At 39.7% G+C, this 19037-nt stretch carries 20 protein-coding genes; 11 read left to right on the top strand and 9 right to left on the bottom strand.

The features are described 5' to 3' along the window. Positions 1-292: 292 nt before the first annotated feature. Both CWC04_RS18675 and CWC04_RS18670 read left to right on the top strand, forming a co-directional pair. Complete coding sequence (locus CWC04_RS18675) at positions 293-1486, top strand: hypothetical protein (RefSeq protein ID WP_126005387.1); 1194 nt, start codon at positions 293-295, stop codon at positions 1484-1486. A 23-nt stretch (positions 1487-1509) separates the two neighbouring features. Further along, positions 1510-1950 (top strand): hypothetical protein, encoded by a 441-nt coding sequence (locus CWC04_RS18670; protein WP_349304525.1) that lies wholly within the window; start codon positions 1510-1512, stop codon positions 1948-1950. A 25-nt stretch (positions 1951-1975) separates the two neighbouring features. Here CWC04_RS18670 and CWC04_RS18665 read toward each other — a convergent pair whose 3' ends face one another. Further along, a complete protein-coding gene (locus CWC04_RS18665) occupies positions 1976-4063 on the bottom strand; it encodes a putative bifunctional diguanylate cyclase/phosphodiesterase (RefSeq protein WP_138686143.1) in 2088 nt (695 codons plus the stop codon). 260 nt (positions 4064-4323) lie between these two features. Between CWC04_RS18665 and CWC04_RS18660 the strand changes: the two genes are divergently transcribed. The 8 genes from CWC04_RS18660 to CWC04_RS18625 all read left to right on the top strand — a co-directional run bounded on the left by CWC04_RS18660 (position 4324) and on the right by CWC04_RS18625 (position 10344). Then, positions 4324-5256, top strand: coding sequence for a hypothetical protein (locus CWC04_RS18660; protein WP_004589136.1), 933 nt, complete (start codon positions 4324-4326; stop codon positions 5254-5256). 22 nt (positions 5257-5278) lie between these two features. Continuing rightward, entirely contained in the window at positions 5279-6178 is a 900-nt protein-coding gene (locus CWC04_RS18655) for a DUF350 domain-containing protein (RefSeq protein ID WP_004589137.1), read from the top strand. Positions 6179-6181: 3 nt separating this feature from the next. After that, positions 6182-7903: a polyamine aminopropyltransferase gene (locus CWC04_RS18650; protein WP_138686142.1), complete on the top strand. Its 1722-nt coding sequence runs from the start codon at positions 6182-6184 to the stop codon at positions 7901-7903. A gap of 80 nt (positions 7904-7983) precedes the next feature. After that, positions 7984-8397, top strand: coding sequence for a YjfI family protein (locus tag CWC04_RS18645; RefSeq protein ID WP_004589139.1), 414 nt, complete (start codon positions 7984-7986; stop codon positions 8395-8397). Positions 8398-8421: 24 nt separating this feature from the next. Continuing rightward, positions 8422-9114 (top strand): PspA/IM30 family protein, encoded by a 693-nt coding sequence (locus CWC04_RS18640; protein ID WP_126005399.1) that lies wholly within the window; start codon positions 8422-8424, stop codon positions 9112-9114. A 73-nt stretch (positions 9115-9187) separates the two neighbouring features. After that, positions 9188-9826: a DUF4178 domain-containing protein gene (locus CWC04_RS18635; protein WP_138686141.1), complete on the top strand. Its 639-nt coding sequence runs from the start codon at positions 9188-9190 to the stop codon at positions 9824-9826. Then, positions 9823-10143, top strand: coding sequence for a hypothetical protein (locus CWC04_RS18630; protein ID WP_138686140.1), 321 nt, complete (start codon positions 9823-9825; stop codon positions 10141-10143). Before CWC04_RS18635 ends, CWC04_RS18630 begins: the two co-directional genes overlap by 4 nt. Before the next feature lie 15 nt (positions 10144-10158). Then, entirely contained in the window at positions 10159-10344 is a 186-nt protein-coding gene (locus tag CWC04_RS18625; protein ID WP_024032117.1) for a hypothetical protein, read from the top strand. 20 nt (positions 10345-10364) lie between these two features. Here the strand turns inward: CWC04_RS18625 and CWC04_RS18620 are convergent, their stop codons facing one another. The 5 genes from CWC04_RS18620 to CWC04_RS18600 all read right to left on the bottom strand — a co-directional run bounded on the left by CWC04_RS18620 (position 10365) and on the right by CWC04_RS18600 (position 13451). Continuing rightward, positions 10365-10769, bottom strand: a complete 405-nt coding sequence (locus tag CWC04_RS18620) for a hypothetical protein (protein ID WP_029772226.1) — start codon at positions 10767-10769, stop codon at positions 10365-10367. Between the two features lie 10 nt (positions 10770-10779). Next, positions 10780-11304, bottom strand: a complete 525-nt coding sequence (locus tag CWC04_RS18615; RefSeq protein ID WP_004589145.1) for a hypothetical protein — start codon at positions 11302-11304, stop codon at positions 10780-10782. Positions 11305-11411: 107 nt separating this feature from the next. Beyond that, positions 11412-12788, bottom strand: a complete 1377-nt coding sequence (locus CWC04_RS18610; protein ID WP_138686139.1) for a class II fumarate hydratase — start codon at positions 12786-12788, stop codon at positions 11412-11414. 10 nt (positions 12789-12798) lie between these two features. Then, entirely contained in the window at positions 12799-13164 is a 366-nt protein-coding gene (locus CWC04_RS18605; RefSeq protein WP_004589147.1) for a hypothetical protein, read from the bottom strand. Between the two features lie 101 nt (positions 13165-13265). Beyond that, positions 13266-13451, bottom strand: coding sequence for a hypothetical protein (locus tag CWC04_RS18600; protein WP_004589148.1), 186 nt, complete (start codon positions 13449-13451; stop codon positions 13266-13268). Positions 13452-13651: 200 nt separating this feature from the next. Between CWC04_RS18600 and CWC04_RS18595 the strand changes: the two genes are divergently transcribed. Next, positions 13652-14242, top strand: a complete 591-nt coding sequence (locus tag CWC04_RS18595; protein ID WP_126005407.1) for a DUF938 domain-containing protein — start codon at positions 13652-13654, stop codon at positions 14240-14242. Here CWC04_RS18595 and CWC04_RS18590 read toward each other — a convergent pair. The 3 genes from CWC04_RS18590 to CWC04_RS18580 form a co-directional block, all read right to left on the bottom strand. Further along, positions 14219-15358 (bottom strand): GNAT family N-acetyltransferase, encoded by a 1140-nt coding sequence (locus CWC04_RS18590; RefSeq protein WP_138686138.1) that lies wholly within the window; start codon positions 15356-15358, stop codon positions 14219-14221. The two genes, CWC04_RS18595 and CWC04_RS18590, sit on opposite strands and share 24 nt — an antisense overlap. A gap of 86 nt (positions 15359-15444) precedes the next feature. Beyond that, positions 15445-18165: an ATP-binding protein gene (locus CWC04_RS18585; RefSeq protein WP_138686137.1), complete on the bottom strand. Its 2721-nt coding sequence runs from the start codon at positions 18163-18165 to the stop codon at positions 15445-15447. Between the two features lie 132 nt (positions 18166-18297). Further along, on the bottom strand, positions 18298-18786 hold the full coding sequence (locus CWC04_RS18580) for an RNA-binding protein (RefSeq protein ID WP_164521603.1): 489 nt from the start codon (positions 18784-18786) through the stop codon (positions 18298-18300). Positions 18787-19037: the final 251 nt, after the last annotated feature.

Here is a 19037-nt window from a genome sequence, read left to right as displayed (position 1 = left end):
TTTTTACGTCTGCAGAAAAGTGAAATACCTGCCTTTACGTAATACCGACACGTTTTTCCACCCTCAAAATAGATCACTTAATTAAGCGAATTGGTATTACAGTACAAGTAAGTCTCTTAACTTAACTAATCTATTAAGATGTATAAAAATAATAGCTTATAGTTCAGACTATTTTGATCCACACTCTTTAACTTTGACTATAGTTATACCTCATAATAATTATTCTGCAGAATTATAAAATGTCGTTACTTTTAAAGATTCAGCGCTTTTTTATATAGGTTGCTGAGTGTCTATGCGAAATAAAATATTTCAGATATTCGTTTTAATCGTGAGCCTACACCATTTACCGGCTAAATCAGGTGAGTTTGATTTTTCAGGCTATGCACGTGTTATTGGTGGTTATTTAGATGAAAAAGATGTCGAATATAGAGGCTACGACGACAGTCTTAACTTTTCACCATCAAGTTTAATAGGTCTTCAAGCTGAGTATCAGTTTAATACAAACTGGTCAGTGACAGCACAAGGGTTATTTAGATCTGATAGCACAACGGTATCTGGTGAGAGTGGACTTGAATGGCTGTATTTAACTTATACGCCCACAACAAACCTACAGATAAAAATCGGTAAGCTGCGAACCCCATTTTTTACAATGAGCGACTTCTCTGATGTAGGGTTTGCATACCCATGGATCAATCCGCCACAACAAGTATACGACACGTACTTATTTAAAACATTTAATGGTATTGATGCTATTTACAAATTTGGCTCAGATGACTTTGATATCAGTATTGAAGGGTACTATGGCGAAGAGTCGGGAAGTATTGGCATAGGCCCTTTTAAAACAGGTTTTGAGGTGGATAATTTAGTGGGTGTGATAGGGAAGTTGAATATTGAAAATATAGAATTTAGGGCTTCAAGGTATAACGGTAACATAGCGTTAGATCTTAAATCGATTAACCAACTACAAGATATTTTAGAGAATTTTAATTTTAGCCAAAGTGCAGCATCGCTGACAACGCAGGGCAGTGCGCATGCAGATCAATTTGGTGTTATTTATGATAATTTAGATTATTTTTTTAGAGGTGAATGGGTAAAGATTAAAACACAGTTAGATATAATTCCGATTATACAAAGCTATTACTTAACCGTAGGCTATAACGATGCACCTTTTACTTATCATTTAACCTTTGCAGACAGCGATGTAGAAATTAATGCAAATCAGAATGAAATCCCTATTGGTGCTAATGTAGAGCTTGATCAGCTGGCACAGGCTTATAACAGCGTGTTTGCAGAGTCGGCGCCCGACTCACTAAAAACATGGACACTTGGTATACGATGGGATGTGCTACCTAATCTGGCATTAAAGGCGGAAGTATCTGCTTTAGAGGGCGATGAGGTTAGTAATTCTTTTTTTGTTATCCCTGAGGATGTTAGCTTTAATAGAAAAACGAATCTTTACCTTATTGGCTTAGATTGGGTATTTTGATGATGTACTCTAAGTTAACTTACGTGATTAGACATATAATACTGCTGTGTATTTTTACTTGGTCATTATTGTTTATCAGCGTACAAGCCTACGCGGATAATAGCCACACAAGTAAAGTGATCATTGTTGTTAATACAGCCAATAAAAACTTAGCTTTGAGTAAGCAGCAAATTCGCCATATTTATATGGGCGGCGCGATGAGTCGTCAATTTAAAGCAGTAAATTTACCCGCCGGAAACCCGTTACGAATCGACTTTAATACGAAATTGGTTGGCTTAACCGAATCGAGAATTCAGGCTTATTGGGCTCAGATGAGATTTACAGGGCGTAGCAAGCCACCCGTAGAATTTAGCTCGACTAAAGAAATTATTTCGTATTTATTGAAAGAAGAAAATGCAGTTGCTTATTTACCTGCTGATACAAAAATTCCGGACGAGCTAACTGTTGTAACGCTAACGCCTTAATTTATGATTAACTAGTAGCGCTGACTTATTTTAAAGTTAGCGCTTTAAATGCTTCTTTTGCTTGGGCTTTAGCTGCTGGAATGTGTGCTATGGCTACAGGCTTTGCAAAATAATACCCTTGCATTTCATCACTGCCATTTTTAATTAGGTAGTTAGCCTGGCAGGCTGTTTCTATACCCTCACTACATACTTTTAAACCTAGGCGTTTACTTAAATCGAGTATGGCCTTTAATACCGCCGCATCCTTTTCTGAGCTGTCAAATTGATTAACGAACATACGGTCAATTTTGATGGTATCGATATCTATTTTTGTCAGGTAGCTTAGCGATGAATAACCCGTTCCAAAATCATCAAGGGCTATAGACCCGCCCATTTGTTTTATTTGGTTAAAGAATTCATTGGAGTTTTCAAAATTATCGAGATAGCTTGATTCGGTTATTTCAAACTGGACATTTGCAATGTCGACGTTGTATTTAATCAATTTATTTTTTACAACATCAATAAAGTGATTATCTTTAAGATCATGGCTCGATAGGTTTAAAGAAACGAGTACATGGTTACCTATAGTTTGTTTTAGTGTGGGTAAATCTTGAAATACCCTGGAGACAACCCACTGCGTGATTGCTTTTATTTTACCTGCTTGCTCTGCAATGGGTATAAATTCGCTTGGTGAAATAAAGCCAAGCTCTTCACTTTGCCATCTAATAAGGGCTTCAAGGCCATTAGCCTCACCATTGGCAGCTATTTTTAACTGATACACAACTTCAAACTCATTTTGCGCAATTGCATGACTAATTAAATTAGCCACTTGAGCCATTCGCTTGCTGTTTTCTAACATTTTTCTATGGAAAACAGTGTACGACCCTTTACCTTTTTCTTTTGAGGCATACATTGCGATGTCTGCATTACTAATTAACGTATTAATGTCAAACTCGGCCTCTTTAGCGTGGGCAATACCAATACTTACCCCAGTAGGTATATCCCACTGGTTAATAGTAAAAGGCGTTTGCATTGAGCTGATAATTTGCTCCGCGATATCAATAACGTCGGTGTAATTATTTATATTACGCAGCATTATTAAAAACTCATCACCCCCTAAGCGTGCAATAACATCGTTTTCGCGTAAGTGCTTTTTAATATTACTGGCTACCGCCTTTAAAAGTAGGTCGCCCGTTTCATGGCCAAGTGTATCGTTAACACCTTTAAAGCTATCTACGTCAAAAAACATAATAGCTATATCTTGATGATTATTTTTACAGCGTGTTAATTCTTCTTTTAGTAAGCCCATAATAAACATGCGATTAGGTAAGCCAGTTAATATATCGAAGTTAGCTAAGTGCTCCATTGATTGCTTTTGCTTTAATAGTTGTGCGGTGTTTTTTTGATTAGTGAGCACTTGGGAATTAATAGTGTTAAGTAAGTTATTAATATCTTTGCCAAGTTGCGATACTTCATCGTTGCCTGAGCCCTGGTATTGGAGTTGATAGTTAGTTGTTTTTTCTACTTTTTGTGTGAATTTAGAAAGTTTTAATAGCGGGCTTAATAAATGTTGGTATATCCAAAAAGAGATGATGATGGTGATCACGATACTAAAAATAACGATAGGGGCTGCACTATAAAATAAGCTCGCTTTGCTTTCATTGAGGGGCTTATTAAAATCCTGAACAATTAATAGGTAGCCTATAGGGAACTGCTCCTCACCAATTGTTTTTAAGGCAACTAAGCCTTGATTAGTAACACTGACGGTACGGGGCAAACTTTGTGGTTTGACTCCCTGTAACTGCGGAGAAAAGTCCTCGTACTTTAAGTAATTAGGGTGCACGTAGGACTGTATTAGCTGCCAATTACTATCAAATACATTTACAAACTTTATGTGCTCGTACCTATCTAACCCCAAAAGCTCAGTAGTGATAGAAAATAAATCTATCTCTTGCGACATAACACGTAACAAATTATCTGAAATATTTGATGACATAGCATCGAGGTTTTCTTCAACTGATTGGCGGTATAAATCCTCGTGCTCATTAATAGCTAAATAAAAAACAAAACTAGCGCTTAGTACAATTAAACAAGTCGTAATAATAATAAATTTGTTACGAATACTATGAAACATTTAGCCAAATCCCTTCTTACTGTCATGCTCTTTCACTAAAAGAGTTATTACTTATTGTTGTTATTTATTAATAGAAGGCTTACGCGTAGCGCTGATGTTACTTACTCAATTCGTAAGTAAAAGAATGTGTTTAAATTCATAGAGTAACTATAGCTGGTTATTTTATTTTAGGCAGACTTACTTTGTTGCAATTTCATTCTTGGCTTAATAAGTGACCTGTGTAAGACTAATGCGGTTATTTATTAAATCAGGTGACATGAATGTCGAATATAAAAGCTTGGAAACTTATGAGCCTGTTTTGTTTGTTTGCAGTGCTTATGGGTTGTCAATCTAAAGAAGAGCAACTACAACAAACAATTCAAGAGTCTATTAAAAAGGCAGATGTTGAGCTTGCACAGCTTGGTACTGCGCTTGATAATGGGACTATACGTAATGCTGTATTGCTTAAAGAATATGGCAAACTCCTTAAACAGCAACAGCCAGAACTTAGTCAGGTTGTTGATGTAATTACCCTTGATGCTACAAGGCAGGGTGCCCTTTACAGTGGTTTAACACAACGACTTAAAGATATTAAAGGCACTTATTTAATCCCTCCTTACGAAGATACGCTACACAGTATTGATTTACTGCGTGAGGCGGCTAAGCCTACGCTGTTTTCTGATGCGTTAACTGACCCGATTAATATGCTAGCGGATATGTCTAAGGGCAGCCTTGCGCGCGTTGGTGCTATTAGTAAAGAAGCGGAGGGCGCAGGCGAGGGTAATCAATTGGTGGGCAACCCTAATTACGGTAACTGGCAAACTAATAGTAATGGTATTAGCTTTTGGCAGTGGTATGGCATGTACCGTATTTTAGGCGATGTATTTGACCGTGTTGAATACGGACGTTGGAGCAGCCGCCGTAAATATAGCTATTACAACGATTACGGCCGCTATCGTTACTCAAGCCCTAAACAAATTAAAACGCAAAGTGCTTTAGAAACGCGTACGCGTCAATCGTACCAACGCCAAGGCAAACAGTTTACTAGCCCTTATGCGAGCAAAAAAACGGGTGCCTCGGGTTTAAGCCGCAGTAGTTATACACCGCCTAAAAGCCGCAGTAGTTACTCGCGTTCGAGTAGTTATAGTAACAGCTCTGGATCGGTACGCAATAGCGGTAGCAGAACCTCTCGTGGCGTGAGCCGTGGTAAGTAAAGAATAAGTTGGAGTTAGAAATATGTACGAATTTAATGGAATAACTACGTGGTCGCTACAAGCTTTGGCGATTGATTTTGCAATTATAGTGTTGTTATTTGTAAGCCTGAAATACATTAAGGGCTGGGTTTCAAACCTTCATGCAAATGACGAAATAACAGAACGCGATAACTTTGCTTTTGGTATTAGCTTTGCGGCAGGCTTAGTTGCACTTGCCATTGTATTAACGGGTGTGAGTAGTGGCGCCTTTGCTGCGTCGTTACAACAAGAAGCCCTGCAAATGCTAGGCTATGGTGTATTAGCCATTGTACTGATTAAATTAGGCCACTTTTTTCAAGACAAGGTCGCGCTTCGCAAAGTCAGCCTGCACGACGAAATTGTAAAAGGTAATGTAACAGCCTCTATTATCGACTTTGGTCATGTAGTGAGTGTGGCTATTGTGATTCGCTCTGCACTTTTATGGGTAGCAACAGAGGGTTGGCACGGGCTGCCTATCGTTATTGCTGCCTTTATTATTGGCAGTGTTGCACTACTGCTTGTAAGCCAATACCGCGTACAATTATTTAAGCGTACCAATAAAAGCGGTGATTGTTTACAACAAGCCATTATTGATGGCAATTTAGCTGTAGGTATACGCTACGCAGGCTTTTTAGTAGGAAGTGCCTTAGCTATTACTGCGGCATCAGGTATTGCACCGTATGCGGCCGATAACATTAATGCTAGCCTGCTTTATTGGGCTATTAGCGCGATTGTAAGTTTAGTGGCATTCATCATTTTGCATTTAATCACCATCAAAATAATTTTATCAGGTTGTGATATTTCAGATGAAGTTAACCGTCAGAAAAATGTAGGTGTAGGTGCTATTTCTGCTGCAGTGTCGTTTGCTGTGGGTATTACTATGGCAACCTTACTAGGCGCATAATCAGTGTCATCAACTACAACTAGCCCAAGTAAATCACGTTTACTTGGGCACGATATTTTACTAATAACTGTTATGGCCGTACTCGCTGGGTGCGGCCTTATTTATGAATACTTACTTTCGCATTACGCAGGGCGGGTACTGGGCTCTGTAGAGAGTGCTATCTATGCCATGATTGGCACAATGATAGTTGCCATGGGCTTAGGCGCATTTTTAGCCCGTTGGTTTAAAGATGCCTTTACCGCCTTTGCTTGGCTTGAAAGTATTATTGCCCTGGTTGGCATGGGCTGTATTTTGGCAATAGCCGGTGTAATTGCTGTAAGTTATTCACTTCCTCATTTGTTTTCTAGTATTTTTAATTTACCTCCAGATGTTGTGCTCAATGGCTATGTATTTCAAAAGCTGCAAGAGTGGTCACGCTTTTTACCTTATGTGTTTGGTTTAGTACTGGGTTTATTTATTGGTATGGAAATACCGCTTATTGCACGTATTCGCCAACATGTGTACGGGCGTTTTTTAGAAAACAATGCAGGCACTATTTATGGTGCCGATTATATTGGCGCGGGTATTGGTGCGGCTATTTGGGTAAGCATTATGCTGGCGATGCCTATAATGCAAGCTGCAGCGTGGACAGCTCTTTTTAATATACTGGCAGGGCTCGCCTTTTTATGGCGCTACCATGCTCATGTGCGCTTTGCTAAGGCACTTCTGATCTGCCATATAGTATTACTGGCACTGTTTGGGTTTATTTTAGTAATGGGAAGTAGCTGGATGAACAGCTTAAGTAATGTACTTTATAAAGATAAAGTTATTTACTCACAAGCAACTAAATACCAGCATGTAGTATTAACCGAGCGCTTAAGTAAAAACCAGCCAGGGCCTATCACCGACTTGTATTTAAATGGGCGTTTACAGTTCTCGAGTATTGATGAGCAAATATATCATTCAATGCTGGTGTATCCGGCAATGCTCGCATCAAACCGGCACGATAGCGTATTAATTATTGGTGGTGGAGACGGGCTTGCCCTTAGAGATGTTTTAAAGTGGCCAGTGAGCGACGTAACGTTAATTGACTTAGATGCACAGCTGCTTAATTTATTTGGCCATAAAGACGGTGATTTTACAGCGCCTGAGTCTATAAGTAAGCGGTTATTAGCGCTAAATAAACAATCGATGTTAGACCCGCGCGCCAATATTATTGTGGGAGATGCGTTTTTAGAGGTTGAAAGGCTCCTTGATCAAGGTAAGCAATTTGACACTATTTTAATTGACTTGCCGGACCCTAATCATCCCGATTTAAACAAAATGTACAGCGACTATTTTTATAACCATGTACGTCAATTGTTAGCTCCCGATGGCGCAATGGCTGTGCAGTCTACCTCGCCTTATCATGCCAAAAAAGCATTTTTAAGTATTGCTAAAACGGTAAAAGCGGCGGGTTTTGATTATGTTGAGCAGTACCAGCAAAATATTCCTTCGTTTGGGCAATGGGGGTGGACAATAGCCACTAAAATGGGTCAATCAGCCAGTGGGCGAATTAAAAATATAAGCGCTATGCCGGTGCCATCAAGGTGGGTAAGTAAAGAATATTTATTAGCCAGCTTTGTATTTCCTAACCAGTATTTTGAACAAGTTAAAAGTATTGAGGTCAATAGGTTAGGTTCTGGTCAGCTATATGATTACTACCGTAATGCGTGGCAGATAGAAAGCGAATTGTATAAAAATTAATAAAACATGGTTGACATAATATGTCGGCCATGCGAATCTTAACTCAGACATAATATGTCAAACAGCAAAAAGGCAGAGACATGGAATTAAATGAACTTTCAATAAAATTAGCTTCTTTTGAAACAGAAGGCGCTAACTTTGAGTCTTTCTTGATTGCCAACCCTGGTGAGCAAGATGTTTTACAAGTCATAGTTGATGGAAACGATGAGCTTCCAATTTTTGTTACGCAAACACAAGAGCAGTTGTTATGTATTAGCTACTTGTTTGGCGAAGATGAAGTAAAAAGTGAATTACGCAACGAGTTAAACGAAACACTACTACGTTTAAACGTGCCAATTCCACTGAGTGCATTTGCTAAAATCGATAACAAATACGCGATTTTTGGTGCACTGTCGGTAAATTCATCATTAGATGATATTACCCACGAACTAGTGACACTAGCTGACAACGCTATTGACGCACTAGAAGCCGTGACCTTGTATTTAAACGATTAGTAACTAGTTAGTGGAGTTAAGATTATGAGTATATTAAAAAAATTATTTACAGCAGTACGTGGCGGCGCGCGTGAAGCGGGCGAAGCAATTGTAGATGCAAACGGCATTCGTATTTTTGAGCAAGAAATAGCAGATGCGCAAAATGCACTTAATCGTGCTAAAAAGAGCCTTACAGAAGTAATGGCTAAAGAAATGCAAACTAAGCGTAAAATTAGCGCAGTTGATGCATCAATTGCTGAGCACGAAGCATATGCAGGCCAAGCACTTGAAAAAGGTAACGAAGCCTTAGCATTAGAAATTGCCGAAAAAATTGGTGACTTTGAAGCTGAAAAAGCGGAAAACGAGCAAGTATTAGCAGGTTTTAGCAATCATATTGTAGCGCTTAAACAACAAGTTAAAGACGCTGAGAAGTCGATTAAAGAAAACCAACGTCAGCTTACTATGGTTAAAACCACAGAAAGCGTACAGCAAGCTACTATGGCTGTTAACAGCACGCTTAATACCAATAGCTCGTCTATGACATCGGCTCGCCAGTCGCTTGAGCGTATTAAGCAACGCCAACAGGATCGTAGCGACCAGCTTGGTGCTGCAAAGCAACTTGAGTCGGACGTAAATGGCGACGATTTAAAAGCAAAAATGGCTGAAGCCGGTATTGGCGATACAAGCCCAAAAAGTGCTGATATTTTAGCGCGCATTAAAGCCAAGCAAAACGGCTAATAGTTAGTACATTATTTATAAAAGGTAATTAAGCTTAGCTTAGTTACCTTTTTTGCTTAAGGGATGCCTCATTATGTTTAATTTTTTCAAATCTAAAAAAGAGCCAGAACGTCAGCTTAATCATGCAAGCGAGCTTAAAAAAGGCGATATGTTTAGTGTTATCGACTCATTTGCATATCCGTCGTGGTTAAAAGGGCAAACGCTGCGTGTTATTGATATTCAAACCTATCAATATCAGCACAGTAGTGATACTGAGTTTGTGCTAGAGACGAACAGCGGACAGGTGGTATTTTTACAAATTGAGCAAGATGATGGCGAGCAGTGGGCTAATTTTTCAATCAAAATTCAGCGTGACGACGTAGAGCAAATATTTGGGCTAGACGAATTTGCACGTATTTTTGATGAAGAGTCGTTAACCCATATACAGGTGCAAAATACGCCAGAGCAGTTTATGCAGTTTTTAGCTAAAAGCTATCAGCAAAGTGAATCGCCTTATGTGTGCTATTTCCATAACAAAGATTTTCGTGGCCAGTCATTACCGCGCTATGAGCAAGAGGGTGGCGAACCTTGTGAAATGATTTGCTTAGCATCGCCTGACGAAGGACATGGTTTAAATATCGAAATATGGGAAGGCGGTGAAACCGAAGTATCGCTAACGCTAACACGCCCAATTACCGATATAGTCGACTTGTTTCCAGGAGATGCGAAGTGAATGATGCTAAAGACAAGTGGTTACGTCAAGAGCAAGCCGTGCGTGCCACACAAATGGCATTTGATTTAAGCAGCGAAGTACAAAAGTCGATAAAAAAGCAGGCCATTGACCAAGAGCTTACGCCCTCAGATATGATCCGTAAAATTTTAGGCTTAGATGTAAAGTCTAAAAAAACACGTCAGCGCCTATCGTTTAATTTAAACGATGATGAAATAGCCCAACTTGCAACGCGGTTTAATGTCCAAAGTGATGATAAGCGAGCCGTAAAGCAACAAGTAGCAGAGTTATTAATTGCTCATACTAAAAACACTAAGTAGTTAATTTAGATTTATATGAATATTATTTTAATTGCTTACTTAATTATTTTTGCTTTGTTTGGCACAGCTGCAAGTTACTTTGTGCGATTTATTTATGCGTACTGGGTAAAAAAAGAAATGCCAATGAAATACATTGTTAAAGCAGGAATTAGTGTGGTGCTGGTGGTGGTTATTTCAGCGTTAATACCTTTTATAGGTTAACGCTGAAATTGGCGTTTGCGCTATTTTATATCAAATGCCTGGCATTGCTGATTAATACACAGGGTTTGTACCTCAAGTACCGGTGAGCAATCGGTTAAACCTTGCGCTTTGTTTTGCGCTTTTTGTTGTTGTGTAATTTTTTGGGCAACTTCTTCGGCGTGCTCTTGAGAGGTATTAAGCGTTGAATACACAACATACTTACTTGGCCCACCACATGCTCGTGCACCTACTTCGAGTACCTTACATTGAAAGCTTGCGGTGCAACTATTATCACTAACAATGTTATTAAGATCGTAGTTCAAGTCAGACAAATTCTGATTTTGCTCAGTACTTGATGATGTGCTTGCACAGCCGCTAAGTAATAGCATAGCGCTGGTGGCAACACTCACAATTGATAATTTAATTGCTGATGGTAAACAACTCATAACCTTGTCCTTAAAATACACTTACCGCTGAACCTTCAAGTTTAACACATTTATTTTCAACACACTGCGTGCTTGGCGAAGTTAAATGCTGGCACGTGCTCATCATTTCATTTTGTGTGTTGTAGGCTTTTTCAAGCGTTGTTATTTGCTTTGCAAGCGAACTGACTTGCCCCTCTTTAGCTGATTTTGTTGAGTAAACAACATAATCACTTGGTCCGCCGCAAGCTTTGCTTCCTACAGGCATAACCTTACATTGTGCAGAGGTATCGCACTGTGTATTGGCAATTAACGTATTAAGCTCGCTTTTTGCGGTTTTAATGTCGTTAAGTGATACTGCTTTTAAAGCGGTTTTTATGGGTTGTGATGCATCAGTAGGGGTTTTGTGCTTGTTTTCACTGCTGGTTTGTTGAGGTACTTCTTTATGCGGTACTTCTTTAAGCTCGTTCACCGAGTTAGTTGGTGCATCTTGCGATGTTGTTTCGAGGCATGCAGTTAAACAAAGTGGTAAAAGTAGGGCTAACAGTGGAGTACGCATAACAAACCTTGATAGTGATGAATTATTCATCACTATCATACACGGTGCATTTTTAACGGCAATAAAAACTATATTATCAAGTAATTAAAGCCGTTTTTGATTTACCTTTATAAACCGCCTTGGGTAAGTTTAGTGGGGTTAAGCAGTGTTTCTAATTCACTGCGTGAAAGGTCGGTTTCTTGCTCTGCGACATCAATAATTGGGCGGGCTTCTTTGTAGGCTTGCTTAGCTATTTTGGCTGCTTTTTCGTAACCGATCACCGGATTAAGCGCTGTCACTAAAATTGGATTTTTGGCCAGTGCTTTATCAATATTGGGCTGGTTTACTTTAAAACTCGCAATGGCTTTATCTGCCAATGCTTGGGCGCTATTAGCAAGTAACTCAATGCTTTGTAAAATATTGTGCGCAATAACAGGTAGCATTACGTTTAGCTCAAAATTACCCGCTTGGCCTGCCACAGTGATGGTTGCATCGTTACCTATAACTTGAGCGCTTACCATGGCTGCCGCTTCTGGGATCACCGGGTTTACTTTACCCGGCATAATCGATGAGCCTGGTTGCAGTGCTTCAAGCTCTATTTCACCAAGCCCGGCGAGTGGGCCTGAGTTCATCCAGCGTAAGTCATTGGCTATTTTCATTTGCGCTACAGCGAGTACTTTTAACTGACCTGAGAGTGCTACAATGGCATCTTGCGAGCCAATATTGTAAAAAAAGTTACTGCTTGGCTTAAAGCTTATACCCACATTAGCGCTTAAGTTTTTAGCAAACTTTGAGGCAAATTCGCCATCAGCATTAATACCCGTGCCAACAGCAGTCCCGCCTTGGGCAAGCTCACATACTCGCTCTAAGCTATGGCGAATGCCTGAGGCTGCATTATTTACTTGTGATTGCCACGCGCTTAGCGTTTGCTCAAACGTAACGGGCATGGCATCCATTAAATGCGTACGGCCTGTTTTAACTATTTTGCCAACGTCTGCCTTTTTTTGCTCTAAACTCTGCGATAGTTTTTCAAGAGATGGCAGTAATTCATAAACTACGTTAATAGCACTACTTAGTGCAATGGCTGTAGGCACTACATCGTTAGAGCTTTGCCCCATATTTACATCATCGTTGGGGTGAATTGGCTCATTACCAATGCGGGTTGCAAGCGTTGCGATAACTTCATTCGCGTTCATGTTCGAGCTGGTGCCTGAGCCAGTTTGGAAAATATCAACCGGGAAGTGCTCATAATGCTCGCCATCAATAATTTGTTGGCATGCTTGCTCAATAGCGTTGGCTTTACTTTTACTTAAGTGATTTAGCTCAAAGTTACTTTGTGCTGCAGCTTGCTTAATGTATGCAAGCGCTGTTACAAACTGTTTTGGCATAGTTAAACCGCTAATAGCAAAGTTGTTAACTGCACGCTGGGTTTGCGCTTGGTATAGCGCATCACTAGGGACCTGTAATTCACCCATGCTGTCGGATTCGGTTCTAAAATTGCTCATAAGTCGCTCCTTAAAAAGGGTTAAATTCGTGACTGAGTACGCGAGCTTCGCGCTCAAGTTTTAAAAATTTTTCAGTATCGTTATGTGCATAGTAAAAGCGTTTTAATGCCAATAAGGGTTTATATAATTGCTCAAGGCACTGCTTACGAATGGCATTGTGTATTAGAGGGTCGCACATTTTATTGATAATTTCATGGTGAGTGCGTAATAAATATAACTCTTGTAGTAAGGGGTTACGCTGTTTTTCAAAGCTTTTAGCAACGTTTAAAGCGGTTTCTATGTAGTGAGCTACCACCATAGGCGCATGTAAGCCCGGGCGTAAGCAGTTACAAGCAAGTTCATGATGATAAGGCTGTAATGCCTGAAAGGGAGACATAAAAAAACCGATTTAAGTTAACGATAATAGTTATCATTACATTTAATCGGTTTCAGTGTAAACAGTTATTATAAAAATTATTTGCAGCGTTTAATTGAGTATCAATTATAGCCAAGAATGAATATTTGGTCTGTTTCATGTTTTTTTAGCGCCTGTTGATTTTGGTTACAGTGAGAAAGTAAGTCGATTACAGTGGCTCTACTATCACAGGTGCTACTTGGTTTTTCGGTGCTTTTTTCTGTCACTGAGACCACAGCGTCTACAGCGGTGTAAGGGGGAGTATGCATAATTTTATCCTCGTATTTAATATTGGTAATACACCCTACTTAGGGTTGATTTAATTAAAGCATAATACATACCATCGCCTTATTTTTATTTTAGTGCCATGAATTAACTCACTTTTATAAATTATCTATAAAACTTTAATTGTTCAGTGCCATTTTTTTGCGTTAATGTTGTGCAATAAGTTTCAATATTGGTGCAGGTCATGATCAAACCTTTCTCACAAGCGTGTGAAAACAATAAGGGTCCTATTTTAGAAGTGCTTAAAACGGCTTTTAATAAGACAAAATCGGTACTCGAAGTAGGCTCGGGTACGGGGCAGCATAGTGTGTTTTTTGCTGAGCAATTACCGCATTTACAGTGGTATACAAGTGATCGCCGTATAAACCATGAGGGCATAAATTTATGGCATAAGGAGGCAAATTTAACTAATTTACACGGCCCTCTTGAGCTTGATTTGAATTATGCATGGCCGGTAAATAACGTAGATGCCATTTACACAGCAAATACGTTTCATATTGTAAGTTGGCAGTTGGTTGAGCAATTTTTTAAAGGGGTTACAACACACTTAGTAAGCCAAGGTGTAGTGTGTATTTATGGCCCTTTCAAATACCAAGGGCAGTTTACAAGTGCAAGTAATGAAGAGTTCGATCGCTTTTTAACACAGCGTGACCCATTTAGCGGTATTCGTGATTTTGAGGCCATAGAGCAATTAGCAAGGCATGCTGGCCTTACACTCATAAGTGATACAGCTATGCCAGCGAACAATCAGTTATTGGTTTTTAAACGGCAGTAAATCAGCGCACTGCGTTTTATAAATTGTCATATGCTGGCGTTCTCGCTTTAGGTAGTCGTTTATTGCTGCTCTAAAGTCGGGTTCAACAATATAGTGGCTAGAGTAGGTAAAAACAGGCTCAAACCCACGAGGTATTTTATGCTCACCTTGAGCGCCGGAGTGAAAGCAATGTAAGTTATGCTTAATCGCAAATTCAATCCCTTGGTAGTAACACAGCTCAAAATGAAGGGAGTCTATTTCTTCGCTGGCGCCCCAATAGCGGCCATACAAGGTATTTTTACCTTGTAAGCTTAGCGTTGCTGCCACTATTTTGTTGTCTTTTTTGGCGAGCATAATAATTAGCTGATCGCCCATTAGTGCCTGTAATAAAGTAAAAAACTCAATATTTAAATACCCTAAATGCCCAGAACGTTTTAAATAAGTACGCTGATAAAACTCACAAAATAGCTGCATTGTTTCAGGGCTTAGGTGCGAGCCTTGCAGCCATTCAATGGTAATATTTTGCTGTGCTATTTTAGCTCGCTCTTTTTTTAGCGTTTTTCGTTTGCGTGCGGTGAGTGTATTTAAAAAATCGTCAAAGGTTTTAAAGCCTTTATTAAACCATTGAAACTGCACGCCTACGCGCTGCATTATTTCGTCAGTACACAGGGCTTGAGCTTGAACCTTTGGGCAAAAGTTAACATGCCAGCCAGACCAACCTTGCTCCACACTGGTTAAATTTAATTGCTTTTTTATGTACTCGTATACGCTTTGTGTATTCGTATGTGCAATGGCAATACGCTGGCCTTCAATAGGGCTAAAAGGTACACCGCTTAGCCATTTAGGGTAATAGGCTAATCCGTGTTGCTCGTAGGCTTCTGCCCATGCCCAATCAAAAACATACTCTCCGTAAGAGTGGCTTTTTAAATACCCAGGTGCGAGTGCGACTAATTTGTCAGCTTCATAAACCGCTAAGTGCTGAGGCTGCCAGCCTGTCTCTTTGTTTACACAGTGGCTTTGCTCTAATGCATATAAAAATGCATGGCGGGTAAAAGGTTCATTACCGAATAAGCGAGTCCATTCGTGTACGTCTATTTGGTTAATATCACTAAACCATTGGTGGGTAAAAGTTGCCATTACTGCTTACCTTGGGCTGCTTTATAGTGGGTGGTGGTGTTTTAAACTAAGTTAACACAAGTGCATTTATTTAGCGCATTATTGTATTAGTGCTCTTCAATTTCGGCATATTGGGCTAAGCACGCGGTTAGCTTAACCAGTTCTAGCGGTTTTGCAAGATGCTGATTAAAACCAACGGCTTGAGCATGGGCTTTATCCTCAGGCATAACATCGGCGGTCAGCGCAATAATGGGCAGCTCTACCTCACTTTTAAATTGCCTAATTAGAGCGGTGGCTCTGTAACCATCCATTATTGGCATTTGGCAGTCCATTAAAATTAAGTCAAAGTGTTGCTCTTTTGCTATATCTACTGCCGCTTCACCATTTTCGACAATATGGGCAACAATACCTAATGAGCCTAGCATGGCTTTAATTACCATTTGGTTTACCGGGTTATCTTCTGCTACTAGCACTTTTAAAGCCGCCAATTTAGTACCCGAGTATACAAGCTCGGCTTGCTCTTGTACTGGGCTGGTGCGAAGCTCAACGTCAAATTTAAACGTAGAGCCAACGTTTGGTTCGCTCTGTAATGTGACGTTACCGCCCATTAATTTACTGAGCTCTTTTACGACTGTTAAGCCCAGGCCTGTGCCACCGTATCGCCTTGATGTTGAGTCGTCGGCTTGGGTAAAGGCACTAAATAGCTTGGACTGCTGGGTAGGCTTTATGCCAATACCCGTATCTGTAACGGTTACGGTAATTTTAACTTTGTCAGTACTGATAAACTCTCCGCCAAAGTCTACATTTACTTTGCCTTGCTCTGTAAATTTTATTGCGTTGCTGCAAAGGTTTAGCACTACTTGCTCAAAGCGTAAAGGGTCGCCTACATACCAAATATCTACCGGAAGATGACTGCTAACCTGCCAGCCAATGCCTTTATTGGCTGCACTGGCTTCAAACATTGTGTTAATACGCTTTATAATTGCATGTAGGTCAAATGCTGTGCTTTCTAGCTTAAGCTTATGTGATTCAATTTTTGAAATATCAAGTATGTCGTTAATCAGGTTTAGTAAGCTTTTAGATGAAGAGTTTATTTTGTCTAAGTAACCAATAAGAGTGTGTGCGTTGTCTTCTTTGCGCGCTAATGATGAAAAGCCAATAACTGCATTTAATGGTGTGCGTATTTCATGGCTCATATTGGCTAAAAATCGGCTTTTAGCCTGATTAGCTAAGTCAGATTGCTTTTTAGCTTGCGCAAGCGAGTGGGTGCGCTCTGCGACTTTTCGGGTAAGGGCAATTTGTTGCTGATTAAAAAGCAGTAAAACAATTAAAATTAAGGCACATACCACCAATTGTAAGGCCATTAAAAACAGTGTTAATTGGTTATTATGGGGGGCAAGGTATTTCTCTTTTAAGGCTAAATGTGCATTCCATGTTTGCCCACCAAAGCTGAGCTTTAGTTTCATAACACGGCTGCCCTGAGCAATATTTAAGCTTTTGCCGTAGTTACTATAAAAAGCGGGCTTATTTACATCTTCATAAAACGCAATAGAAAACATCTCTGATTGTTGCTCGTTAATCGCTTGCTCAATAATATTACGCACTAAAAACACACCTGTTGCGTACCCCTTTATAATAGCTTTTTGCTGTTGTTGTTCGTACACGGGGGCAAATAGCAGATAGGCAGGCTCAGGCTCAGCTGTTTGCACTAACTGAATAATTTTAGTGCTGACAGGCTGATAACTAATTGCAGGGTTTACTAGCGATGCTTTTCTGTCTGGGTTTGAGTACACATTAAAACCAACCGCTTTTTGGTTGCCATTAAAAGGGGCAATGTATTTAACGATGACCATAGGATCGTCTGGCTCAAGGGGCTCCCCGACAATTTCAAAGTCTAGGTGGTATATATCGGCAACTTCTTGGGTAAACGAAGCTCGCTCACTTTGCGCTATTTTTTGATTCCACGAAAGCGCTTTAATAAACGAATGCTGCGTCAGTAACTCGCTGGCGTAGGCGTAAAAGTCTTGTTGGTTTAAATCTGGGTTAGATTGTACTTGGCTGGCTAAGCTTTGCACCGCTATTAAACTTTGGTTGATGTAGCGATATAAGCTATTTTCAATAATGTGAGCTTCTCGCTCGGCGACTTTAACGGTATTTTGTCTGTTTTCTTGGTTATAAAGCTGAGTAGTTACTGCAACAGATACAAATAAAATACTACATACCGCTAACGTAGGCAGCGGCGATATAGGCCTATTTTGCCCCTTAAACTGAGTAAGCACCAACAGCAGAGGAGTGGCAATAATTACGCCTAATGAGTCTCCTAGCCACCAAAATAACACATTTTGCCAATGATCTTTAATATCGTACGCAGAGTTAAATTGGCTTAGCGCAAATACCCCAAAATTTGCTGAAATTAAACTAACCGCAATGCCCACAACAAAAATAAAATAAATGATACTTGCGCGTTTTTTAAAATACAGCGGGTGTCCAAGCCAATATTTAAGTAAACCAGCCCCCACCATTGCCTGCAATACAATGCCAATAGCAATATACATGGCTTGGCTGAAGGTATTGCCAACTAACACCATATCGTGAGCTGTGCTGTCAAAAATATTAAAGTTAAAAGCAAAGGCTGCTATAAAAAGCGCTGGAATGAAGCGCCACCACCACATATAGCATCCAACTAAGGCAATGCCTGCAGGCAACCATACCGGGATAATTTGAGTATTAAAGGCGAGTTTAGTTAGTGAAATACCAATTAAAAAGTACGCTAATGAAAAAATTATGTAAAAGATAACTGAATGATATTTTGAGTTAAAATTTTTCACATAGCTCCCTGACTTTTTAAAAGTACTTAATTTTAAATATCAGTATAGCGAACAGTATGTTATTTGCGGTATTTTTTAATATATGTTGTAAAAAGTGTACCTTGCGCAACCTGTAAACTGCTTATTTAGCAGTTAAGGTTGTTTGCTCAGCTGCTGTTTTTGCTGCTGTAAAATAGAGATTTGTTGCTCTACAGCACTAATTAATGCGTTATAGCGGTTTTGAATCGCCGTAGTTTTAGTGGCTATCGCATCGGCTATTGATTCGGCGCCCATTCTATTAGCTTGATCTTGAGTAACATAGCTGGCTTGTTGTTTGGCGTCAGCTAAGTCTTCTTTATAATTTTTGATAGTAAGCTGGTGGCGTTTAATTTCACGCTCAATTTTTTTAATCTCAATGTAGTTATCTACAGAGGCACCAGGCATTGCGGGTGAGTTTGCATTATTACCGTACTTATCGGCAACTAGTGGCTGTTTTAGTTTAATAACTTCTGCATTGTCAGCACAGGGTGTTTGGCTAAATGTAGCGACTCCTTTAATTGTACATTTATAAACCGTAATGTCTTGGGCTGCGTGTGTACTTAAAGCCACAAGGCCTATTAAAGGTGCAATTAAACGAAACATAATTAAACTTACGTTAGTGGAGTTGTTATTAATAATGCCGTAACTACCCAGTGTATTCAATGTGTTTCGATTCACCTCTTTTAATAAGAAATGGTGGAGAAGGAGGGGTTAGCTTAATTACATCCATGTAATTAATTGCTTCGCAACGCCTACGGCGGCTTAAAGTGTTCCAGACATTTTATCGAACCCTAGCGAGGGTTCTCACCCTCCTTGGATACATAGCCTAATAACAAACGACTGAACATCACTCC

The organism is Pseudoalteromonas sp. S2893 (genome assembly GCF_005887105.1).
Taxonomy (GTDB): Bacteria; Pseudomonadota; Gammaproteobacteria; order Enterobacterales; family Alteromonadaceae; genus Pseudoalteromonas; species Pseudoalteromonas atlantica.
This window is presented reverse-complemented; position numbering and strand designations above follow the sequence as displayed.

Coding starts and splice junctions, on each gene's coding strand:
- CWC04_RS18595 (WP_126005407.1), top strand. CDS start 13,652: ATGATCAAACCTTTCTCACAAGCGTGTGAAAACAATAAGGGTCCTATT.
- CWC04_RS18620 (WP_029772226.1), bottom strand. CDS start 10,769: ATGAGTTGTTTACCATCAGCAATTAAATTATCAATTGTGAGTGTTGCC.
- CWC04_RS18660 (WP_004589136.1), top strand. CDS start 4,324: ATGTCGAATATAAAAGCTTGGAAACTTATGAGCCTGTTTTGTTTGTTT.
- CWC04_RS18655 (WP_004589137.1), top strand. CDS start 5,279: ATGTACGAATTTAATGGAATAACTACGTGGTCGCTACAAGCTTTGGCG.
- CWC04_RS18600 (WP_004589148.1), bottom strand. CDS start 13,451: ATGCATACTCCCCCTTACACCGCTGTAGACGCTGTGGTCTCAGTGACA.
- CWC04_RS18605 (WP_004589147.1), bottom strand. CDS start 13,164: ATGTCTCCCTTTCAGGCATTACAGCCTTATCATCATGAACTTGCTTGT.
- CWC04_RS18640 (WP_126005399.1), top strand. CDS start 8,422: ATGAGTATATTAAAAAAATTATTTACAGCAGTACGTGGCGGCGCGCGT.
- CWC04_RS18665 (WP_138686143.1), bottom strand. CDS start 4,063: ATGTTTCATAGTATTCGTAACAAATTTATTATTATTACGACTTGTTTA.
- CWC04_RS18580 (WP_164521603.1), bottom strand. CDS start 18,786: ATGTTTCGTTTAATTGCACCTTTAATAGGCCTTGTGGCTTTAAGTACA.
- CWC04_RS18635 (WP_138686141.1), top strand. CDS start 9,188: ATGTTTAATTTTTTCAAATCTAAAAAAGAGCCAGAACGTCAGCTTAAT.
- CWC04_RS18615 (WP_004589145.1), bottom strand. CDS start 11,304: ATGCGTACTCCACTGTTAGCCCTACTTTTACCACTTTGTTTAACTGCA.
- CWC04_RS18625 (WP_024032117.1), top strand. CDS start 10,159: ATGAATATTATTTTAATTGCTTACTTAATTATTTTTGCTTTGTTTGGC.
- CWC04_RS18590 (WP_138686138.1), bottom strand. CDS start 15,358: ATGGCAACTTTTACCCACCAATGGTTTAGTGATATTAACCAAATAGAC.
- CWC04_RS18675 (WP_126005387.1), top strand. CDS start 293: ATGCGAAATAAAATATTTCAGATATTCGTTTTAATCGTGAGCCTACAC.
- CWC04_RS18610 (WP_138686139.1), bottom strand. CDS start 12,788: ATGAGCAATTTTAGAACCGAATCCGACAGCATGGGTGAATTACAGGTC.
- CWC04_RS18645 (WP_004589139.1), top strand. CDS start 7,984: ATGGAATTAAATGAACTTTCAATAAAATTAGCTTCTTTTGAAACAGAA.